Origin of the sequence: Verrucosispora sioxanthis (assembly GCF_010560025.1) — a bacterium.
GTDB lineage: Bacteria > Actinomycetota > Actinomycetes > Mycobacteriales > Micromonosporaceae > Micromonospora > Micromonospora palythoicola.
Genome location: NZ_SAIY01000003.1, coordinates 102,514 through 117,332, shown reverse-complemented (window position 1 = coordinate 117,332; position 14,819 = coordinate 102,514). Strand labels below are relative to the sequence as shown.

Genomic DNA, 14,819 nt, shown 5'->3' with positions numbered 1-14,819 from the left:
GACATCGGGTCGATGTCGCCTCACATCCGCGATCTGAGGACGTCGAACTCGCAGCCTGGTGCGGACGGGTCGAAGCCGTGTTCGATCAGCCAGCGGGACGCCAGCAGGCTGCGCAGCGACCACCAGGCGCGAATCACGTCCCGGTCGACGTCGGTGCCGTAACCGGCGAGAAGATCGTCGAGTCGTTCCTCGTGCCCGAGGGTCAGGATGGCCAGGTCGTACAGCGCGTCGCCGGGCGCCGCCTCGGACCAGTCGATCACACCGGTGACCTCGTCGCCGTCGGTGAAGATGTGGGTGATCTGCAGGTCGCCGTGCATGAACACCGGCGTCCACGGCCGAATCGCGGCCTCGGCGATCTCGCGGTTGCGCTCGACCAGGTCGGCGGGCAGGGCGCCGCTGTCGACGAGCCAGGCGCACTCGCGTTCGAGTTGCGCGTCCAGCCCGACGAGCTTCCTGCCGGCCCACGGAGGTGGTGGCGCGTCGTGCAGTTCCCGGATCACCGCGCCGGCCGTGGCCCACGCCGCCGGTGACGCGGGCGACGGCTCACCGAGACGGCCGAGCGCCCGGCCGGGTACGGCGGCGATCGCGAGGACCGGCGGCCTGCGCCACAGGACCTCGGGGGTCGGGACGGGCGCCAGCCGCATCGCCTCGACCTCGACATCGATGCGTGCCTGATCACTGTCGACCTTCAGGAACACGTCACCGACCCGCAGGGTCGCGCGCTCACTGTGGGCGACGACGACGGTGACCTCATCCACACCGGCCATTATCGAGGGTCGATCGACGATGTCGCTGCGGGCGTCCGGATGAAGCAGCCGGGTAGCTGGGACGGGGCTTGCCGCTGTCACTACAGTGTCCGCTGTGCGCGACGGACCTTCGCGGATAGTCGTCAGGGAATGCCGACAGCGGGACGTCGCCGCTCTGGAGGAGTCTGTACCCACCGGTCGGAACCGCTACCACGAGGCCCGCTATCGCCGTCAGAGCGAGGGCACCAGCACCTTTCTGATCGCCTACCTCAATGACGTTCCGGCTGGCTGCGGCGAGATCCTGTGGCAGGGAGCCAAAGAGTCGGATGTCCGTGGCCGGTTCCCCGAATGCCCGGAAATCAACGGCTTGACCGTTGCCGCCGACCATCGGTCTCAAGGCGTCGGAACGACGATCATCCGCGCCGCCGAGGAACTCGCGTTGCGGCGCGGCCACCACCGGATCGGGATGGGCGTCGGCGAGGACAACTCCCGGGCGGGTGCGCTCTACCTTCGGCTCGGTTACGAGGACACCGGCTACCGCTACCTCGACCGGTACCACTACATCGACGAGCGAGGCACCCGACACGAGGTCGCCGACCGCTGTCTGTTCCTGGTCAAGGAGCTTCGCGACGTTCCCAGGCGATGCCATCGGAGCCGATCGCGGCGTCCGATCACCGCCGGACAACCTGCCCTCTACCGCCCACAAGCCTGGACTGCGGCTCAGCGGGTGGCGAGGGCCGTCAGCCGGGACAGCAGTTCCGTACGGATGTCCCGCTGGCCCTCGTCCTCGGTCCGCAACCATGGGCATGCCACATCGAACGCCACCACCCGGCCGGTCGCGAACAGCCGCGCGCAGGCGCCCAGGACGGCATCCGCCGACGGGCCGTTCGGCGCCGGGTAACGCAGACCGGGCACCTCGTCCGAGTCGATGACATCCACGTCGATGTGCAGGACCAGCGGACCGGACGGCACGGTGTCCGCGGAAACCTCGGGGACCGGGATCCGGCGGGTCGCGCTGCCGGCCAGATACTCGATTTCGGCGGGATCCAGGTCCCGCGCGTCGACCAACACCGTGCGCTCCGCCGGCACCGGCCGCAACCCGATCACGTCGGCGTACCTGTCGGGATGTGCACCGTTCAGCAGCCGCAGCGAAAGACCGCCCAGATAGCCCGATGTGCTCGTCTGCACGGTGTGCACGTCACCGTGGGCGTCAAACCAGACAACCGCCGGGTCGACTCCCGCTCCCTGCACCCCGGCGACGGTGCCGCCGGCAACCATGCAGTCGCCGGAGACCACCACCGGTATGCCGCCGGCCGTCACCACCGGCGACACTGCCGCCGCAGTTGCGGAGCAGACTCCCGCCACGCGCCGCCAGGCATCCCCGTCGAGCACCTGTGACCGGACAGTGATGTCTGCCGACACCGGGATCTCGTCGTCCCGCAGCCGCTCATCTTGGTGGTAGGGCACCAGGATTGTCGTCACGCCCCACCCTATCCACGTTCCAAAATCCATTCCGAGCGGCGCTGCTACGTCTCCGGGTCGCGGGTGGGGCGGCTTCGGCGGTTCGCAGGTACTGCTCCAACCCGGCGACCAGCGCGCCAACGAACGCGAGTCATAGTCGAGGTCACCGGCTCGGCTGCGAACTGGGGTGCCTGGAGCCCTTCTCGCACTGACGCCGTCCGGCGTCTCGGCCCGCGACGTCAGCCCGGGGCGGCCGACACGGGGAAGGGGTGTGACGGTGTCCGGTCGCGCCGACGTCGCCAGGTCAGCGCGCAGGCGGTGAGGCAGCCGGCGGCGGCGAGGACCAGCGGTGGTCGGGGGCCGAGCAGCACGGCGGCGGCGCCGAGCGGCGTCGTCGCCGCGATCGGCCCGAACAAGACCGTGTTGGCGGTGGCGGCGACCCGGCCGAGCAGCGCGTCGGGGCTGTGTGTCTGGACGGCGGTGACGGCCGCGACGAGCGCCCACGGCAACCCCAGACCGGTCACCACCGACGCGGCGACGACCGCTGGCCACCAGGGCAGGCATCTGCCCAGGCAGCTGACGGCGAAGAGTCCGGCCCCGGCCAGGGCCACCGCCGTCGGGCCGAACCAGGCGATCATCCGGCCGACCACCAGTCCACCGGCGACCGAGCCGGCGCCCTGGGCGCTGAGCAGCACGCCCAGGAACGTTGCCGGCAGGCCGAGCGTGTCGGTGACGACGGCGTAGCCGGCGGCGGTGACGAAGCCGGACATGCCGATGGCGACCCCGGCCAGCACGACCGGTCGTCGGATGGACGGGGAGCCGAACAGGACGGCCAGGCCGGCTCGGACTCCCCGGTTCCGGGGCGGCCGGCGGCGGCGTGCGGGTCAGGCGCAGCGCCGCGTAGCCGGCTGCGGCGAGGGCCGGCAGGACGGCGGCGAGCAGGGCGACCAGCTGACCACCCTGCCAGGTGTACAGGCCGGCACCGGCCAGCGGGGCGACCAGCGACGCCCTCCTGGGCGCTGGAGCGCCACCCGTTGACCCGTCCGAGGTGGACAGCCGACAGTGCGGCCGGCAGCAGGGCGCTCTCGCCCGCGTCGATCAGGACGTACGCGATGCCGTAGACCGTGGCCACGCAGAACAGCAGCCACACCTGGCCGGGGCCACGCACCGCCAGCAGGGTGGGCAGGGTGGCGGTGAGGGTCAGGTTGGCCGCGACGACGACCGGGCGTCGGGGCAGCCGGTCGACGACAGCGCCGAGCCACGGGCCGGCGAGGGTGGGCGCGTAGGCGCAGAGGCCGGCGAGCGCAGCCAGACCGGGGGAGTCGGTGAGGTCGAGAATCCAGATGCCGGTGACCAGGGCCATCGCGCTGCCGCCGAGGCCGGACAGCAGCGACACCGCCACGAACAGGACCGCGTTGCGCCGCATGGGCCCTCCGGAAACGAGTCAGGGAGGCTCACAGCGTCCATTCTTGAGTTACTTCGAGGCAATACTCCGGGTAGATGTCAACGCCGCGTTGACAATGCCTCGGCGAGGTGGCGGGCGACGGCGCGTACCGGGGCGGGTAGTTCGGGATCGTTGGTCGGTAGGTCGGCGCGGATCCGGTTGGCCAGGTCGTACAGGCCGCCGGGCTCGGCCTCCAGGGCGAGCATCGTGGTACGGCGGGTCAACGCGGCCCGGTCGAAGCGGGCATCCCAGCGACGGTCGGCGTCGATCCAACGCCGCAGGTCGATGAGGAGGCCGCGTAACACGGCGACCTCGGCCGGCCAGCCCCGGTCCGCCGCCGCTCGACGGGCCGCACGTGCGGCGGCCAGGCGCTGGCGGCGCTGCTCGGCGGCCTGCCGGCTGGCCAGGCCGAGGGCCCGGCCACCTGGGCCCAGGTCGCACCGGCCAGCCGGGCACGGTCGATGAGATCGAGTTCGGTCTCGTCGAGCCGGTCCCGCGCGGCCGGGACGCCGGCCAGTTGATCGAGCGGGTCACCCACGCGTCAACGCTACATTGACAGCAACCCGGTCCGGTCGGTCAGCCGCCGGAGGTGCTGGCCTTCGGCGACATGACCAACGATCTGCTGGGCGGTCGGTCGCTCAGGCGGCTGCGGACTCGTGGCGGGACCGCTCCGTCGACCAGGTCGACCGGGCAGCCGGGGCTGCCCAGGCGCCTTCCTGCGGGGCGGCGGATGCCGACGTCTCGTCGGCCGTGCCGCCCTGGGCGAGGTTCAGTGCCCGCTGGGCCTGCTGCCACGGCTCGCACGGCCAGTTCTGGCCGGCGCACAGCAGGTGGGTGCAGCCACCGTCCTCGCCCGGTGCGTGCGCGTCGGCGACGTCCAGGGCGAGCCGCCACAGCAGCGGGTCGGTGACCCCGGCCGGACGGTCGGCGGTCTGGTGGTGCCGGTCGGTGGCGTTCTCGGACACGCGTGATCCCCCTCGTAGTCGAGCCTCACGCTCTTGATCTCCAGTCTGCACGCAGGTCAAACACGAGTTCCGCGACGGTCGGGCGAGGTGGGCGTGGTCACCGGGGGCGGGGCCGCCGATGATTGACAGATCCCTATCTGTGGGCGAAGGATGTCGGCATCTCGATCACTCCTACGACCCGGATGCGCGACGCTGCGTAATCGGCGATGCGGGCAGCGTCGACCGCCGAGCGCGTCGCCGTGGCTGTCCCGCAGGCTGGGCGGCCCGGTGGATCCGCGCTGAACCCGCTGCCTCCGTGCCGCGCGCCGAGAAGAGGGGCGACCGCCTCATGTCGAAGGTCCTTACGGGCTTGCGCTGGCGACCCCAGCTGCCCGCCGCCACCGCACTGGCCGCCTTCGCGGCCGTGCTGCTGCTTGTCAATCCCGCTGCGGCGATCGTGCCGCAGGCCGCCGCGCCGGTGACCGCGCCCGCCGACCTCGGCCGGCTCGCCGACGAGCGGGCCAGCGTGGTCGAGGTGATCCTGGCCGACAACGCCGAGCTGGACGCTCTGGTGGCCACCGGCGTCGACCTCGACCATCACATCACCCACACCGGGGACGGCATCGTCGTGCACGCCGTGGTGACCGGCAACGAGGTCACCACGCTGACCCGGGCCGGCTTCACCTTCGGCAAGGTGCTGCACACACCGCAGGACGCGGCTCAGCGGGTGGCCGAGCGGGAGGCGACAATCGCCGCCCACCTGGCCGAGAACCGGGAGTACGCGGCCGCCGCCGACTTCTCCGCCCGGTCCACAGTCTCCGACGTCAGGATCATCCGGGCGGACTACTACACCTCCGGCGACACGCAGGTCCTCTCGGTCGAGGCGAAGTGGGCGCAGGGACAGGCCGACGCCAGCCCGTTGACCGTCGAGCGGGACAGCGGGCCGGGCACCGAGATCGGCTCCGGTGGCACCCAGACCATCTCCCGGTTCGTCGACGCCGGCGTCTACCTCTACCACCGGGGCGCGGCGCAGGTCAGCAGCCGTCCGGCGTACGTGCGGATCACCAGTCCGAGCGGTGACGTGGCGGTGGCCAAGGTCAACGAGTGGCTGCCCATCCCGCCGAAGGACCCCGAGGGGCCGGGCTACATGAAGGACTTCGTGGCCAGCTACCTGACCCCCACCGAGCTGTACGACCGGATCAAGGCACTGTCCGCGCAGTACCCGAAGATCTCGGAGATCGTCGAGTTGCCGTACCGGACCAACGGCTACCGGCGTAAGGCGCAGGCGGTGCTCGGCACCGTCGACGCCAGTCGGGTCGCGGTCGACTCGCTGGCCTGGGGTCACCAGGGCGGCAACGACATCTCCGTCGAACTCGCCGATCCCGGTACTGCCGACGCACCCCTGGCGGTGACCGTCACCGGCACCGCAGTCCGCGTCGACCTCGCCACCGACGGCAGCGGCACCGTCACCAGCACCGCCGAGCAGGTCGTCGCCGCGCTCAACGCGCAGGCGGGGACGCTGCTGACCGCGTACACCTATCGGGGCAGCCCGGGCACCGGGGTGGTCGCGCCGGTCGCGCGGACCGCGCTCTCCGACGGCCTCGCCGCGCCGGCATCGGTCTCCCGCGACCCGCACCCGGTGTACGCCATCCGCATCGGCAAGCACCGCGACGGCTCCCGGCTCGGAGTGCTGGCGTACGCCCAGGAGCACGCCCGGGAGTGGGTGCCGCCGCTGGTCACCATCGAGACCGCCGAGCGGCTGCTGCGCAACTACGCGCACGACCGCAAGACCCGCGACCTGGTGGACAACCTCGACATCTGGATCGCTCCGTCGATCAACCCGGACGGCGGGCACTACTCCTTCTACGACTTCAACTCCCAGCGCAAGAACATGACCAACCACTGCGCCCCGCAGGCGCCGGCGGACTTCCTCGGCCGCAACTCGTGGGGCGTGGACAACAACCGCAACTACACCGAGTACAGCCTGTTCGACGGGTACGCGGGCGCGTCGACCAGCTGCACCAGCGGCACGTACGCCGGCCCGGGCGAGCTGTCCGAGCCGGAGAACCGCAACGTCGACTGGCTGGCCTCCCGACCGAACATCAGGTTCTCGATGAACCTGCACTCGTCCGGCAACTACTTCATGTGGTCGCCCGGCTCGTACGCCCTCCCCGGCCGGGTCTCGGCACCGCGGCCGACGCTGGCCGAGGAGTCGCTGTTCTGGGGCGCGTCGTCGCGGATCCTGACCGCCATCAAGCGGCACCGCAACCTGGCCGTCACCCCGGCCCGGACCGGCCCGATCGCCGACGTGCTCTACTCGGCGGCCGGCAACTCCGGAGACATGCTCTGGTACAAGTACGGCATCTACGCCTGGAACTTCGAGGTCGGCACCTCGTTCCAGCCGGACTGGCAGGAGGCGCACGCCGAGACGATGGAGTTCGCCAACGGCCTGACCGAGATGCTGCGGGTGGCCCGGGACTTCGACACGGACCGGAAGCGACCGAGAAGCTCGCTGTCGGTGCGGGCGAGCGCCACCCCGGGCATGGTGGACGTCACCTTCTCCACCAGCGAACCGGCGGCCGTGTTCTACACCCTCGACCGGAGCCGACCCACCTACGCCTCCACGCTCTACGGCTCGGCCGGCATCCGGGAGGGCGGTGAGACGCTCACCATCCCCGTCGGCACGACCGTGCACTGGTTCTCCGTGGACGCGGCCGGCAACGTGGAGCGCAACTACAAGCCCGACGGCCGGGGCAGCAACCACAACAAGCAGAAGGTCAAGGCACCGAAGCGCTGACCGACGGGCCTTCCGCGGGCCGTGGGTGCCCGGCCAATCGCCGGCACCCACGGCTTGACCTTGACAGAGTGACAAGGTCTTCACTGTGTCGAGGAGGTGATCCGGATGAACACGTCACAGGAGGCCACGCAGACGGCACGGATACTGCGTGGGCTGGCGCACGGCGATGCGTCGGTGCGGCTGCGGGCCGCGCTGGCGGCCGGCACGACCCCCGACCCGCAGTTGATCGACAAGCTGGTGGAGCGCTGCGCGGTCGAGCCCGACTTCTCCGTACGCGAGATGCTCACCTGGGCCCTCACCCGGCACCCGGCCGCACTGACCGTCCCCGGGCTCGTGGCGGAGCTGCGCTCGGAAACCGCACAGGCCCGCAGCCAGGCGTTGCACACCCTGTCCAAGATCGGGGACCGGCGGGCGTGGCCGGCGATCACGCGGGCGCTGCTGACCGACACCGACGACGAGGTGGCCCGCAGCGCCTGGCGGGCGGCGGTGGTGCTGGCACCCGACGGAGACCGGCCGGCGCTGGCCGCCGTGCTGGCGACCCAGCTCGGGCGCGGCGGACGGGAGACGGGGTTGAGCCTCAGCCGGGCACTCGTCGCGCTCGGCGAGGTGATCACTCCGGTCCTGGACGCGGCCGGGACGCATCCCGACCCCGGCGTGCGGCAGCACGCGATCGCCACGCAACGCCTGCTCGACGACCCGGACGCCGGCTTCGAGTTCGCGATCGAGGAGGCCAAGCGCGTGGTGGCCCTCGGCGAGAACGACCGGATCCGGTGACCGACGGTGCTGATCGGTGAGGTGGCCCGACGCTCCGGCGTCAGCGCCCGGATGCTCCGGCACTACGAGTCGCTCGGTCTGGTGGAGCCGACGGGCCGCAGCGGGGTCGGCTACCGGGAGTACTCGAGCGACGACATCCGGAGGATCTTCCACATCGAGAGCCTGCGGTCGCTGGGGCTGTCGCTGCGGGAGGTGAGGCGGGCGCTCGACGATCCCGCCTTCACCCCCGCGCAGCTCGTGGCAGACCTGATCCAGCAGACCCGGGAGCGGATAGCGGCGCAGACGGAGCTGCTCACCCGGCTGCGGCGGATCGGGGCCGCGCAACCCGCCGACTGGGCGGACGTGCTCCAGGTCGTCGCCCTGCTGCAGGCGCTCGGCTCCGAGAACGCCGGGCACCGTCAGCACGCCGCCCTGTCCTCGACCGGTGACCCGACGATGCCGGCGGAGGCACTCGTCGAGGCGGTGTTGGGCGAGTCGGACCCGAACGTCGCCGGTGCGCTGCGCTGGGCGCTGGCGCAGTCGGCCGGCGATGTGGCGGCCCTGCTGGCGGTGGGCCTCGACGCACCCGACGCCGAGGTACGCAAACGCGCCGTCCGGTCCATCGCCGAGATCCCCGACGGTGCCGCGACCGTGCTGCTGCGGGACGCCCTCGCCCACCCCGACCCCGTCGTCCGCAGGTACGCGGCCCTCGCGCTGGGGGCACGTGGCGTGTCCGAGGCGATCCCGACCCTGATCGAGATGATCGTCGAGGAGACAAACGAGGCCGACGCGGCCGACGCCCTGACCGCGCTGGCCGGTGACCCCGCGCTGGCGGACCAGATCGCCACCCGGCTCGTCGAGCGCCTCACCGACAGCGGCGTCGGGCCGCCGGTACGCAGCCGGCTGACGCAGGCGCTCGCCGACATCCCGGGGGCCACGGCCACCCGGGCCCTCACCGAGCTGTCCGAGGACGCGGACCGCACCGTCGCGGCCACCGCCAGGTACGTGCTCACCCTGCGCGACGGACGATAGCGGGATCCGGCGCGATCCGTCCGTACGGTCAGGTCGACAGCGTCGGCACACCGGGCCGACCGGCTGGTGACGGGACCCCGGCCCATCGAGGGCCGCCGACCGCCATGATGGGACGGTGAAGATCCTGTCCATCCAGTCCTCGGTCGCCTACGGCCACGTCGGCAACTCGGCGGCGGTGTTCCCGCTGCAACGGCTCGGCCACGAGGTCTGGCCGGTGCTGACCGTGCACTTCTCCAACCACACCGGCTACGGCGCGTGGCGCGGACCGCTGCTGGCCCCCACCGACGTCGCCGAGGTGATCGCCGGCATCGCCGACCGTGGGGTGCTCGGTGACGCCGACGCGGTGCTCTCCGGCTACCAGGGAGATCCGGCGATGGGCGCGGTGATCCTCGACGCGGTGACCCTGGTGAAGACCGCCAACCCCGACGCGCTCTACTGCTGCGACCCGGTGATGGGCGACGTCGGCCGGGGCATGTTCGTCCGGCCCGGCATCCCGGAGTACCTGCGCGACGTGGTGGTGCCCCGCGCCGACATCGTCACCCCGAACCAGTTCGAACTGGAGTTCCTCGCCGGCCGACCGACGAACACGATCGACGACCTGCTGGCCGCCGTCGACGCGGTACGCGCCACCGGCCCCCGGCACGTCCTGGTGACCAGCGTGCTGCACGGCGACCTGCCGGCGGACACACTGGAGGTGGTGGCCGTCTCGGACGCCGGTGCCTGGGCGGTGACCACCCCGCTGCTGCCGATCACCCCCAACGGCGGCGGCGACGTCACCGCCGCGCTGTACCTGGCGCACCTGTCCACGACCGGATCGCCGGCCACGGCGCTGGAACGCACCACCGCCTCGATCTTCGCGGTGCTGGAGGCCACCCTGGCGGCCGGCACTAGGGAACTCCAACTGGTCGCCGCCCAGACCGCGATCGCCGACCCACCGCCGAGGTTCCCCGCCCGCCGGCTGCGTTGACGCGGCCCGGAAGGGCGGGTCCGCGCCGCCGGCCGGCGACACTCAGGTGAGCCGCTGATCCGTGACGATCTCCACCGCGCACGTATTGTCACCGTCACTTTCGGTTGGTGCTGCTGTCGTCGGCCCCCGCTCAACACCGAAGATCATGCTCATGTTGATCCGGCAGCCCTTCCCGATGCCGAGGCCGGATTGTGCCGAGGCATCCGGACCGACCACGGCATAAGCTTGCCCGTGATGAGCGCTCCACCCCGCCGCGCCTCCGGTGACCTGCTGGTTCACCTGCGACGCGCCCGCGATCACATGGATCGCCACTACACCGAGGCGTTGGATCTCACCGCTGTCGCGGCTGTCGCCAGCGTCAGCAAGTACCACTTCCAGCGCCTGTTCACCGTCACCTACGGTTGCTCCCCGGCGGCGTACCTGTCGCGGCGGCGCATCGAGCGGGCCCAGGACCTGCTGCGGAGCACCAACCTGACGGTGACCGAGGTCTGCTACGCCGTCGGGTTCGCCAGTCTCGGCTCGTTCAGCAGCCGTTTCCGCGCCGTGGTCGGTGAGACACCGAGTGAGTTCCAGCGCCGCTGGGCGAGCAGCGGAGCGCCGCACATTCCCGGCTGTTTCGTCTTCATGTGGGGCCTCGCCGAACGACGTGGGTGACGCCGCAAGCCAGGAGAAGCCGGACGCCGCCGACCGTCTCCTAACCTGGTCCCATGATTACCAACGTCTCGTTGACCAGCGTGTTCGTCAAGGACATCGACGCCGCCAAGACGTTCTACGTCGACATTCTGGGTTTCGTCGAGGGCGTCGACATCACCCTCGGCGAGGGCTACCGGTGGTGCACCGTCAAGCACCCCAGCCAACCGGAACTGGAGGTGCACCTGACCCTTCCCGGGCCGCCGCTGACGCCGGAGGTGGCGGAGATGTTCCGTCGGGCGCAGGACGAGGGCAACCTGTTCGCCGTCGGCTTGGCCGTCGACGACTGCCGCAAGACCTACGATGACCTGCGGGCCAAGGGGGTCGACTTCATCCAGGAACCGGCGGATCGGCCGTACGGGGTGGAGGCCGTCGCGCGGGACAACTCGGGCAACTGGCTGGTCCTGGTCGAACAGCGGGAGTTCACCCCTGCGGACTTCGACTGAGTGAGCAGGTCCGACGACGTACGAGCCTCCGCATCGCCGGGGTGCCGTGCCGATCTGGTCGACTCGGCACCCCGGCGACTACCGCGGAGAAGGTTCGTCAGTACCGCAGATGGCGCAGGTAGCGGTAGCCGACCTCGGCGGTGCGCTGGGGCGTCACGTCCGGCGTGTCGTTCTCCACGATGTACTCCAGCACCGGGTGCTTCCGGAAGATCCGCGCGAAGTCGATCATCCCGGTGCCGAGGTCGGCCATGTCGCCGTCGGCGGCGTGCCGGTCCTTGACGTGGTACTGGAGCACCCGCTGCGGCGCGGCGCGGATCACGTCGAGAGTGAAGCCCTCAGGGTCGCGCACACCGTCGCCGGACTCGATGCCGCCGGTCACCGCCCAGTAGATGTCGATCTCCAGGTGGACGAGCCGGGGATCCAGTTCCTCGGTCAGCACGTCCCACGGCGTACGACCGCCGCCGAGGTCGATGGTGAACTCGTGGGCGTGGTTGTGGTAGCCGTAGCGCAGACCGGCCCGGGCCGCCGCGGCGGCCTCGACGTTCATTTGCTCCGCCCACCGTTTCCAGTCGTCGACGTTCTCCGAGTAGAGGTACGGCACCACCATGAACTTCTGACCCAGCGTCACCGCGTTGCGGATCTTCTCCTGCAGCGCGGCGGGAGTCTCGCTGATCCCGTCGTGGCTGGACGTGGCCTTGAGGCAGATGCTGTCCAGGAAGCGGCGCAGTTGGGCGGCGTTGCGGCCGAAGTAGCCGAGTGCCAGTTCCACCTTCGGGTAGCCGATCCGGGCGAGGTGCCGCAGGGTGGCGTCGTATCCCGGTTCGCCGTTCAGCGCGCCGCGGACCGTCCAGAGCTGGATGCTGATCAGCCCCGGCGGCACCCGCCGCCGACCGCCGTGCCCGTGCCCGGGGTCGTGTCCGTGACCCGGACCGTGCTTCGGACCGGCGGAGGCGGCGGTCGCGCCCACCCCCGCGGTGGCGAGGCCGACGCCGGCCATCGCGGCCATCGAGCCGCGTAGCAGGCCCCGCCGGTCGAGAACGGAACGCCGCAGCGCGGCCATCCCGTCGTATCCGTAACACATGATGACTCCTCTCGTGGTTCTACACGCCGGGTACGAGCACGACCTGGTCGGTCCCGGTCAGCGGCGGCAGTCCGTCGTCACCGGGGTCGGTGTAGGAGGCGACAAACACGGCGGACAGGTTGTCGGTGGCCGGGTCGTGCCCGGACGGGACAGTGGTCAGAATCGACCCGGTGCAGCCGTTGGCGGTGGTCTGCGGATGCCCGTGGTCGTCGTGACCGAGGATGTAGGTCACGCTGACCCGGGCACAGTCGACCGACTGGTCGTCGGTGACCCGTACTTCGTACCGGATGGTGTCGCCGAAGGCGAAGGGTTGGCCCTCGGCCGGCGCGACCAGCTCGACCACCGGCACGGCGTTGCCGACCACGACCCGCACCGAGGCGGACGCCGAGCGTCCCTTCCGGTCGGTAACCTTCAGCGTCGCCTCGTAGCTGCCGTTCTCGCGGTAGGTGAACGTCGGGTTCGTCGACCGCGAGTCGACCCGGTCGTCGTCGTCGAGGTACCACTCGTACCGCAGGCGGTCGCCGTCCGGATCGGTGGTGCCCTCGCTGGAGAACTCCACGGTCAGCGGGGCCAGGCCGGCGGTGTGGCTGGCCGAGACCACCGGGATCGGGCTGCGGTTGCCGTCCCGACCGATGAAGTCGATCCGGGCCACCTGAGCCTCCGGGTTCTCGCTGAAGAATCCGTCGCCGTACTCGAGGACGTAGAGCGCGCCGTCGGGGCCGAACTCCAGGTCCATCGGGTTGTCGAAGACGACCGAGGGCAGCACCGGCTCGATGCCGTCGAGCGTGTCGCGCCGGTCCAGCTGGAACGCCTTGACGTAGTCGCGGGTCCACTCGTAGAACAGCGGCTTGCCGTCGTAGTACGCCGGCCACGCCACCGGGTTGCGGCCCCGGGTGGTGGAGCGGTCGAAGCGGTACGCGGGCCCGGCCATCGGGCCGATGCCGCCGGTGCCCAACTCGGGGAACTGCGCGGAGGCGTCGTAGCTGTACCACACGTCCGGCTGTTGCGTGGCGGGCAGCTTGCGCAGCCCGGTGTTGTTCGGTGACTCGTTGACCGGTGCCGTGCAGTCGAACTCCGCACCGGACTCCTCGGTGGCGAAGTCGTAGTCCCGGTACGGCAACTGCGGGGTGACGCAGTAGGGCCAGCCGTGGTTGCCGGCCTTGCGGGCCACGAACCACTTGCCGTGCCCGGCCGGTCCGCGCAGTGGGTCGGGCTGACCGGCGTCCGGGGAGTAGTCGGCGACGTACAGATCGCCGGTCTTGCGGTCCAGTTCGATCCGGAACGGGTTACGCAGCCCCATCAGGTAGATCTCCGGCCGGGTGCCCCGGGTGCCGGGCTTGAACAGGTTCCCCTTCGGGACGGTGTACCTGCCGTTGGCGCCGACCTTGATCCGCAGAATCTTGCCGCGCAGGTCGTTGGTGTTGGCGCTGGTGCGCTGCGCGTCGTACGCCGGGTTGCGGCCGGGCCGCTCGTCGATCGGGGTGTACCCGCCGGACTCGAACGGGTTCGTGTCGTCCCCGGTGGACAGGTACAGGTTGCCCTTCGCGTCGAAGACGATGTCTCCGCCGACGTGACAGCAGATGCCCCGGTTCACCGGCACGTCGATGATCCGCTGCTCGGTACGCAGGTCCAAGGTGTCCTTGACCAGCCGGAACCGGGACAGTCGGATGACCCCGTTGAACGGTGCGAGTTCCTCCTCGGTGCCCCAGGCGGGCGCGTCGCCCTCGTTGACGTCCGGGGTGGACGGGTCGTCGACCGGGGTGTCCATCGGCGGCGAGTAGTACAGGTAGACCCAGTTGTTGCCGCGCCGGCCGAAGCCCGGGTCGATGGCGACGTTCTGCAGGCCCTCCTCGTCGTGCTGGTAGACGTCGAGGGTGGCGGCAATCGTGTTGCGGCCGGTGTCGGGATTGTGCAACCACACCTCGCCGGCGCGGGTCACGTGCAGCACCCGACCGTCGGGTAGCACGGCCAGGTCCATCGGTTCGCCGGGACGGTCGTTGAGGGTGACCTTCTGGAAGGCCGTGTCGGGCGGGGGAGTGGTGGTGCCGGGCGCGGCCGTGGGGTTGGTCGGCGCGGCCATCGAGCTGGCGGGCGGGGCGACGAGCGTGATGGTCGTCAGACCGGCCACCGCGAGCGCGAGTCGTCTCTTCAACTGCCTCTCCTTGGTGTGAGGACGGGTCGGGCAGGTCGGGGACGTACGGGGTGCTGGGCTTCTCCTCCGGGTTTTGGGCAGCACCGAATGGCCCGTTGGACCGCCGGTGGGCGGCGCGGGCGCGGAAACTGAGGATTGGGGTAGGTGTCCGAGGGGCCGTCGGAGGTCACGAGCGTGGCGCTGGCCCCTGCGGCGGTTCACCCCGTCGTAACATCCGGGGTGAAGTTAACAAAAGCCATGTCGATGTGTCCATGGCTTCTGCCAGGTTAAATCGAACTTTCGGCCACGATGGCGAAAGGATCGTCC

General features: G+C 70.9%; 13 protein-coding genes and 2 pseudogenes. 7 read left to right on the top strand and 8 right to left on the bottom strand.

Annotation, left to right across the window (positions count from 1 at the left end):
• Positions 1-20: 20 nt before the first annotated feature.
• Positions 21-767, bottom strand: coding sequence for a phosphotransferase family protein (locus ENC19_RS09860; protein WP_166458387.1), 747 nt, complete (start codon positions 765-767; stop codon positions 21-23).
• A gap of 85 nt (positions 768-852) precedes the next feature.
• Between ENC19_RS09860 and ENC19_RS31330 the strand changes: the two are divergent.
• A pseudogene (locus tag ENC19_RS31330) lies at positions 853-1,221 on the top strand (GNAT family N-acetyltransferase); the annotation flags it as partial.
• A 245-nt stretch (positions 1,222-1,466) separates the two neighbouring features.
• Here the strand turns inward: ENC19_RS31330 and ENC19_RS09850 are convergent.
• The 4 genes and pseudogenes from ENC19_RS09850 to ENC19_RS29250 form a co-directional block, all read right to left on the bottom strand.
• Positions 1,467-2,228, bottom strand: a complete 762-nt coding sequence (locus ENC19_RS09850) for an arginase family protein (RefSeq protein WP_164446891.1) — start codon at positions 2,226-2,228, stop codon at positions 1,467-1,469.
• 218 nt (positions 2,229-2,446) lie between these two features.
• Positions 2,447-3,001 (bottom strand): MFS transporter, encoded by a 555-nt coding sequence (locus ENC19_RS30020; protein ID WP_328824198.1) that lies wholly within the window; start codon positions 2,999-3,001, stop codon positions 2,447-2,449.
• Between the two features lie 709 nt (positions 3,002-3,710).
• Positions 3,711-4,189: pseudogene (locus ENC19_RS09840) on the bottom strand (hypothetical protein).
• A 100-nt stretch (positions 4,190-4,289) separates the two neighbouring features.
• Entirely contained in the window at positions 4,290-4,616 is a 327-nt protein-coding gene (locus ENC19_RS29250; protein ID WP_166458377.1) for a hypothetical protein, read from the bottom strand.
• A gap of 328 nt (positions 4,617-4,944) precedes the next feature.
• Here ENC19_RS29250 and ENC19_RS09830 point away from each other — a divergent pair, with 328 nt between their 5' ends.
• The 4 genes from ENC19_RS09830 to pdxY all read left to right on the top strand — a co-directional run bounded on the left by ENC19_RS09830 (position 4,945) and on the right by pdxY (position 10,144).
• Positions 4,945-7,392: a M14 family metallopeptidase gene (locus ENC19_RS09830; protein WP_164446890.1), complete on the top strand. Its 2,448-nt coding sequence runs from the start codon at positions 4,945-4,947 to the stop codon at positions 7,390-7,392.
• A 105-nt stretch (positions 7,393-7,497) separates the two neighbouring features.
• Positions 7,498-8,166 (top strand): HEAT repeat domain-containing protein, encoded by a 669-nt coding sequence (locus ENC19_RS09825; protein WP_164446889.1) that lies wholly within the window; start codon positions 7,498-7,500, stop codon positions 8,164-8,166.
• Positions 8,167-8,172: 6 nt separating this feature from the next.
• Positions 8,173-9,177, top strand: coding sequence for a HEAT repeat domain-containing protein (locus ENC19_RS09820; RefSeq protein WP_164446888.1), 1,005 nt, complete (start codon positions 8,173-8,175; stop codon positions 9,175-9,177).
• Positions 9,178-9,292: 115 nt separating this feature from the next.
• A complete protein-coding gene (gene pdxY, locus ENC19_RS09815; RefSeq protein WP_164446887.1) occupies positions 9,293-10,144 on the top strand; it encodes a pyridoxal kinase PdxY in 852 nt (283 codons plus the stop codon).
• Positions 10,145-10,186: 42 nt separating this feature from the next.
• Here pdxY and ENC19_RS09810 read toward each other — a convergent pair whose 3' ends face one another.
• Positions 10,187-10,360 carry a hypothetical protein gene (locus tag ENC19_RS09810; protein WP_164446886.1) on the bottom strand — a complete coding sequence of 58 codons (174 nt, stop codon included), beginning with the start codon at positions 10,358-10,360 and terminating at the stop codon, positions 10,187-10,189.
• A gap of 18 nt (positions 10,361-10,378) precedes the next feature.
• On the opposite strand from ENC19_RS09810, the gene ENC19_RS09805 reads away from it, so the two are divergent.
• Both ENC19_RS09805 and ENC19_RS09800 read left to right on the top strand, forming a co-directional pair.
• The gene (locus tag ENC19_RS09805; RefSeq protein ID WP_166458385.1) at positions 10,379-10,798 is read left to right on the top strand and encodes a helix-turn-helix domain-containing protein; all 420 of its coding nucleotides are present in this window, start codon (positions 10,379-10,381) and stop codon (positions 10,796-10,798) included.
• 53 nt (positions 10,799-10,851) lie between these two features.
• Positions 10,852-11,280, top strand: coding sequence for a VOC family protein (locus tag ENC19_RS09800; RefSeq protein ID WP_164446885.1), 429 nt, complete (start codon positions 10,852-10,854; stop codon positions 11,278-11,280).
• Between the two features lie 97 nt (positions 11,281-11,377).
• On the opposite strand, the gene ENC19_RS09795 is transcribed toward ENC19_RS09800, so the two are convergent.
• Both ENC19_RS09795 and ENC19_RS09790 read right to left on the bottom strand, forming a co-directional pair.
• Positions 11,378-12,361: a sugar phosphate isomerase/epimerase family protein gene (locus tag ENC19_RS09795; RefSeq protein ID WP_164446884.1), complete on the bottom strand. Its 984-nt coding sequence runs from the start codon at positions 12,359-12,361 to the stop codon at positions 11,378-11,380.
• Between the two features lie 19 nt (positions 12,362-12,380).
• Positions 12,381-14,513 carry a PQQ-dependent sugar dehydrogenase gene (locus ENC19_RS09790; RefSeq protein WP_235944641.1) on the bottom strand — a complete coding sequence of 711 codons (2,133 nt, stop codon included), beginning with the start codon at positions 14,511-14,513 and terminating at the stop codon, positions 12,381-12,383.
• Positions 14,514-14,819 lie beyond the last annotated feature (306 nt).

Bases quoted from the DNA above. Each gene is read 5' to 3' on its own strand.
- ENC19_RS09860 (WP_166458387.1), bottom strand. From the start codon at position 767: ATGGCCGGTGTGGATGAGGTCACCGTCGTCGTCGCCCACAGTGAGCGC.
- ENC19_RS09830 (WP_164446890.1), top strand. From the start codon at position 4,945: ATGTCGAAGGTCCTTACGGGCTTGCGCTGGCGACCCCAGCTGCCCGCC.
- ENC19_RS09825 (WP_164446889.1), top strand. From the start codon at position 7,498: ATGAACACGTCACAGGAGGCCACGCAGACGGCACGGATACTGCGTGGG.
- ENC19_RS09805 (WP_166458385.1), top strand. From the start codon at position 10,379: ATGAGCGCTCCACCCCGCCGCGCCTCCGGTGACCTGCTGGTTCACCTG.
- ENC19_RS09800 (WP_164446885.1), top strand. From the start codon at position 10,852: ATGATTACCAACGTCTCGTTGACCAGCGTGTTCGTCAAGGACATCGAC.
- ENC19_RS09795 (WP_164446884.1), bottom strand. From the start codon at position 12,361: ATGTGTTACGGATACGACGGGATGGCCGCGCTGCGGCGTTCCGTTCTC.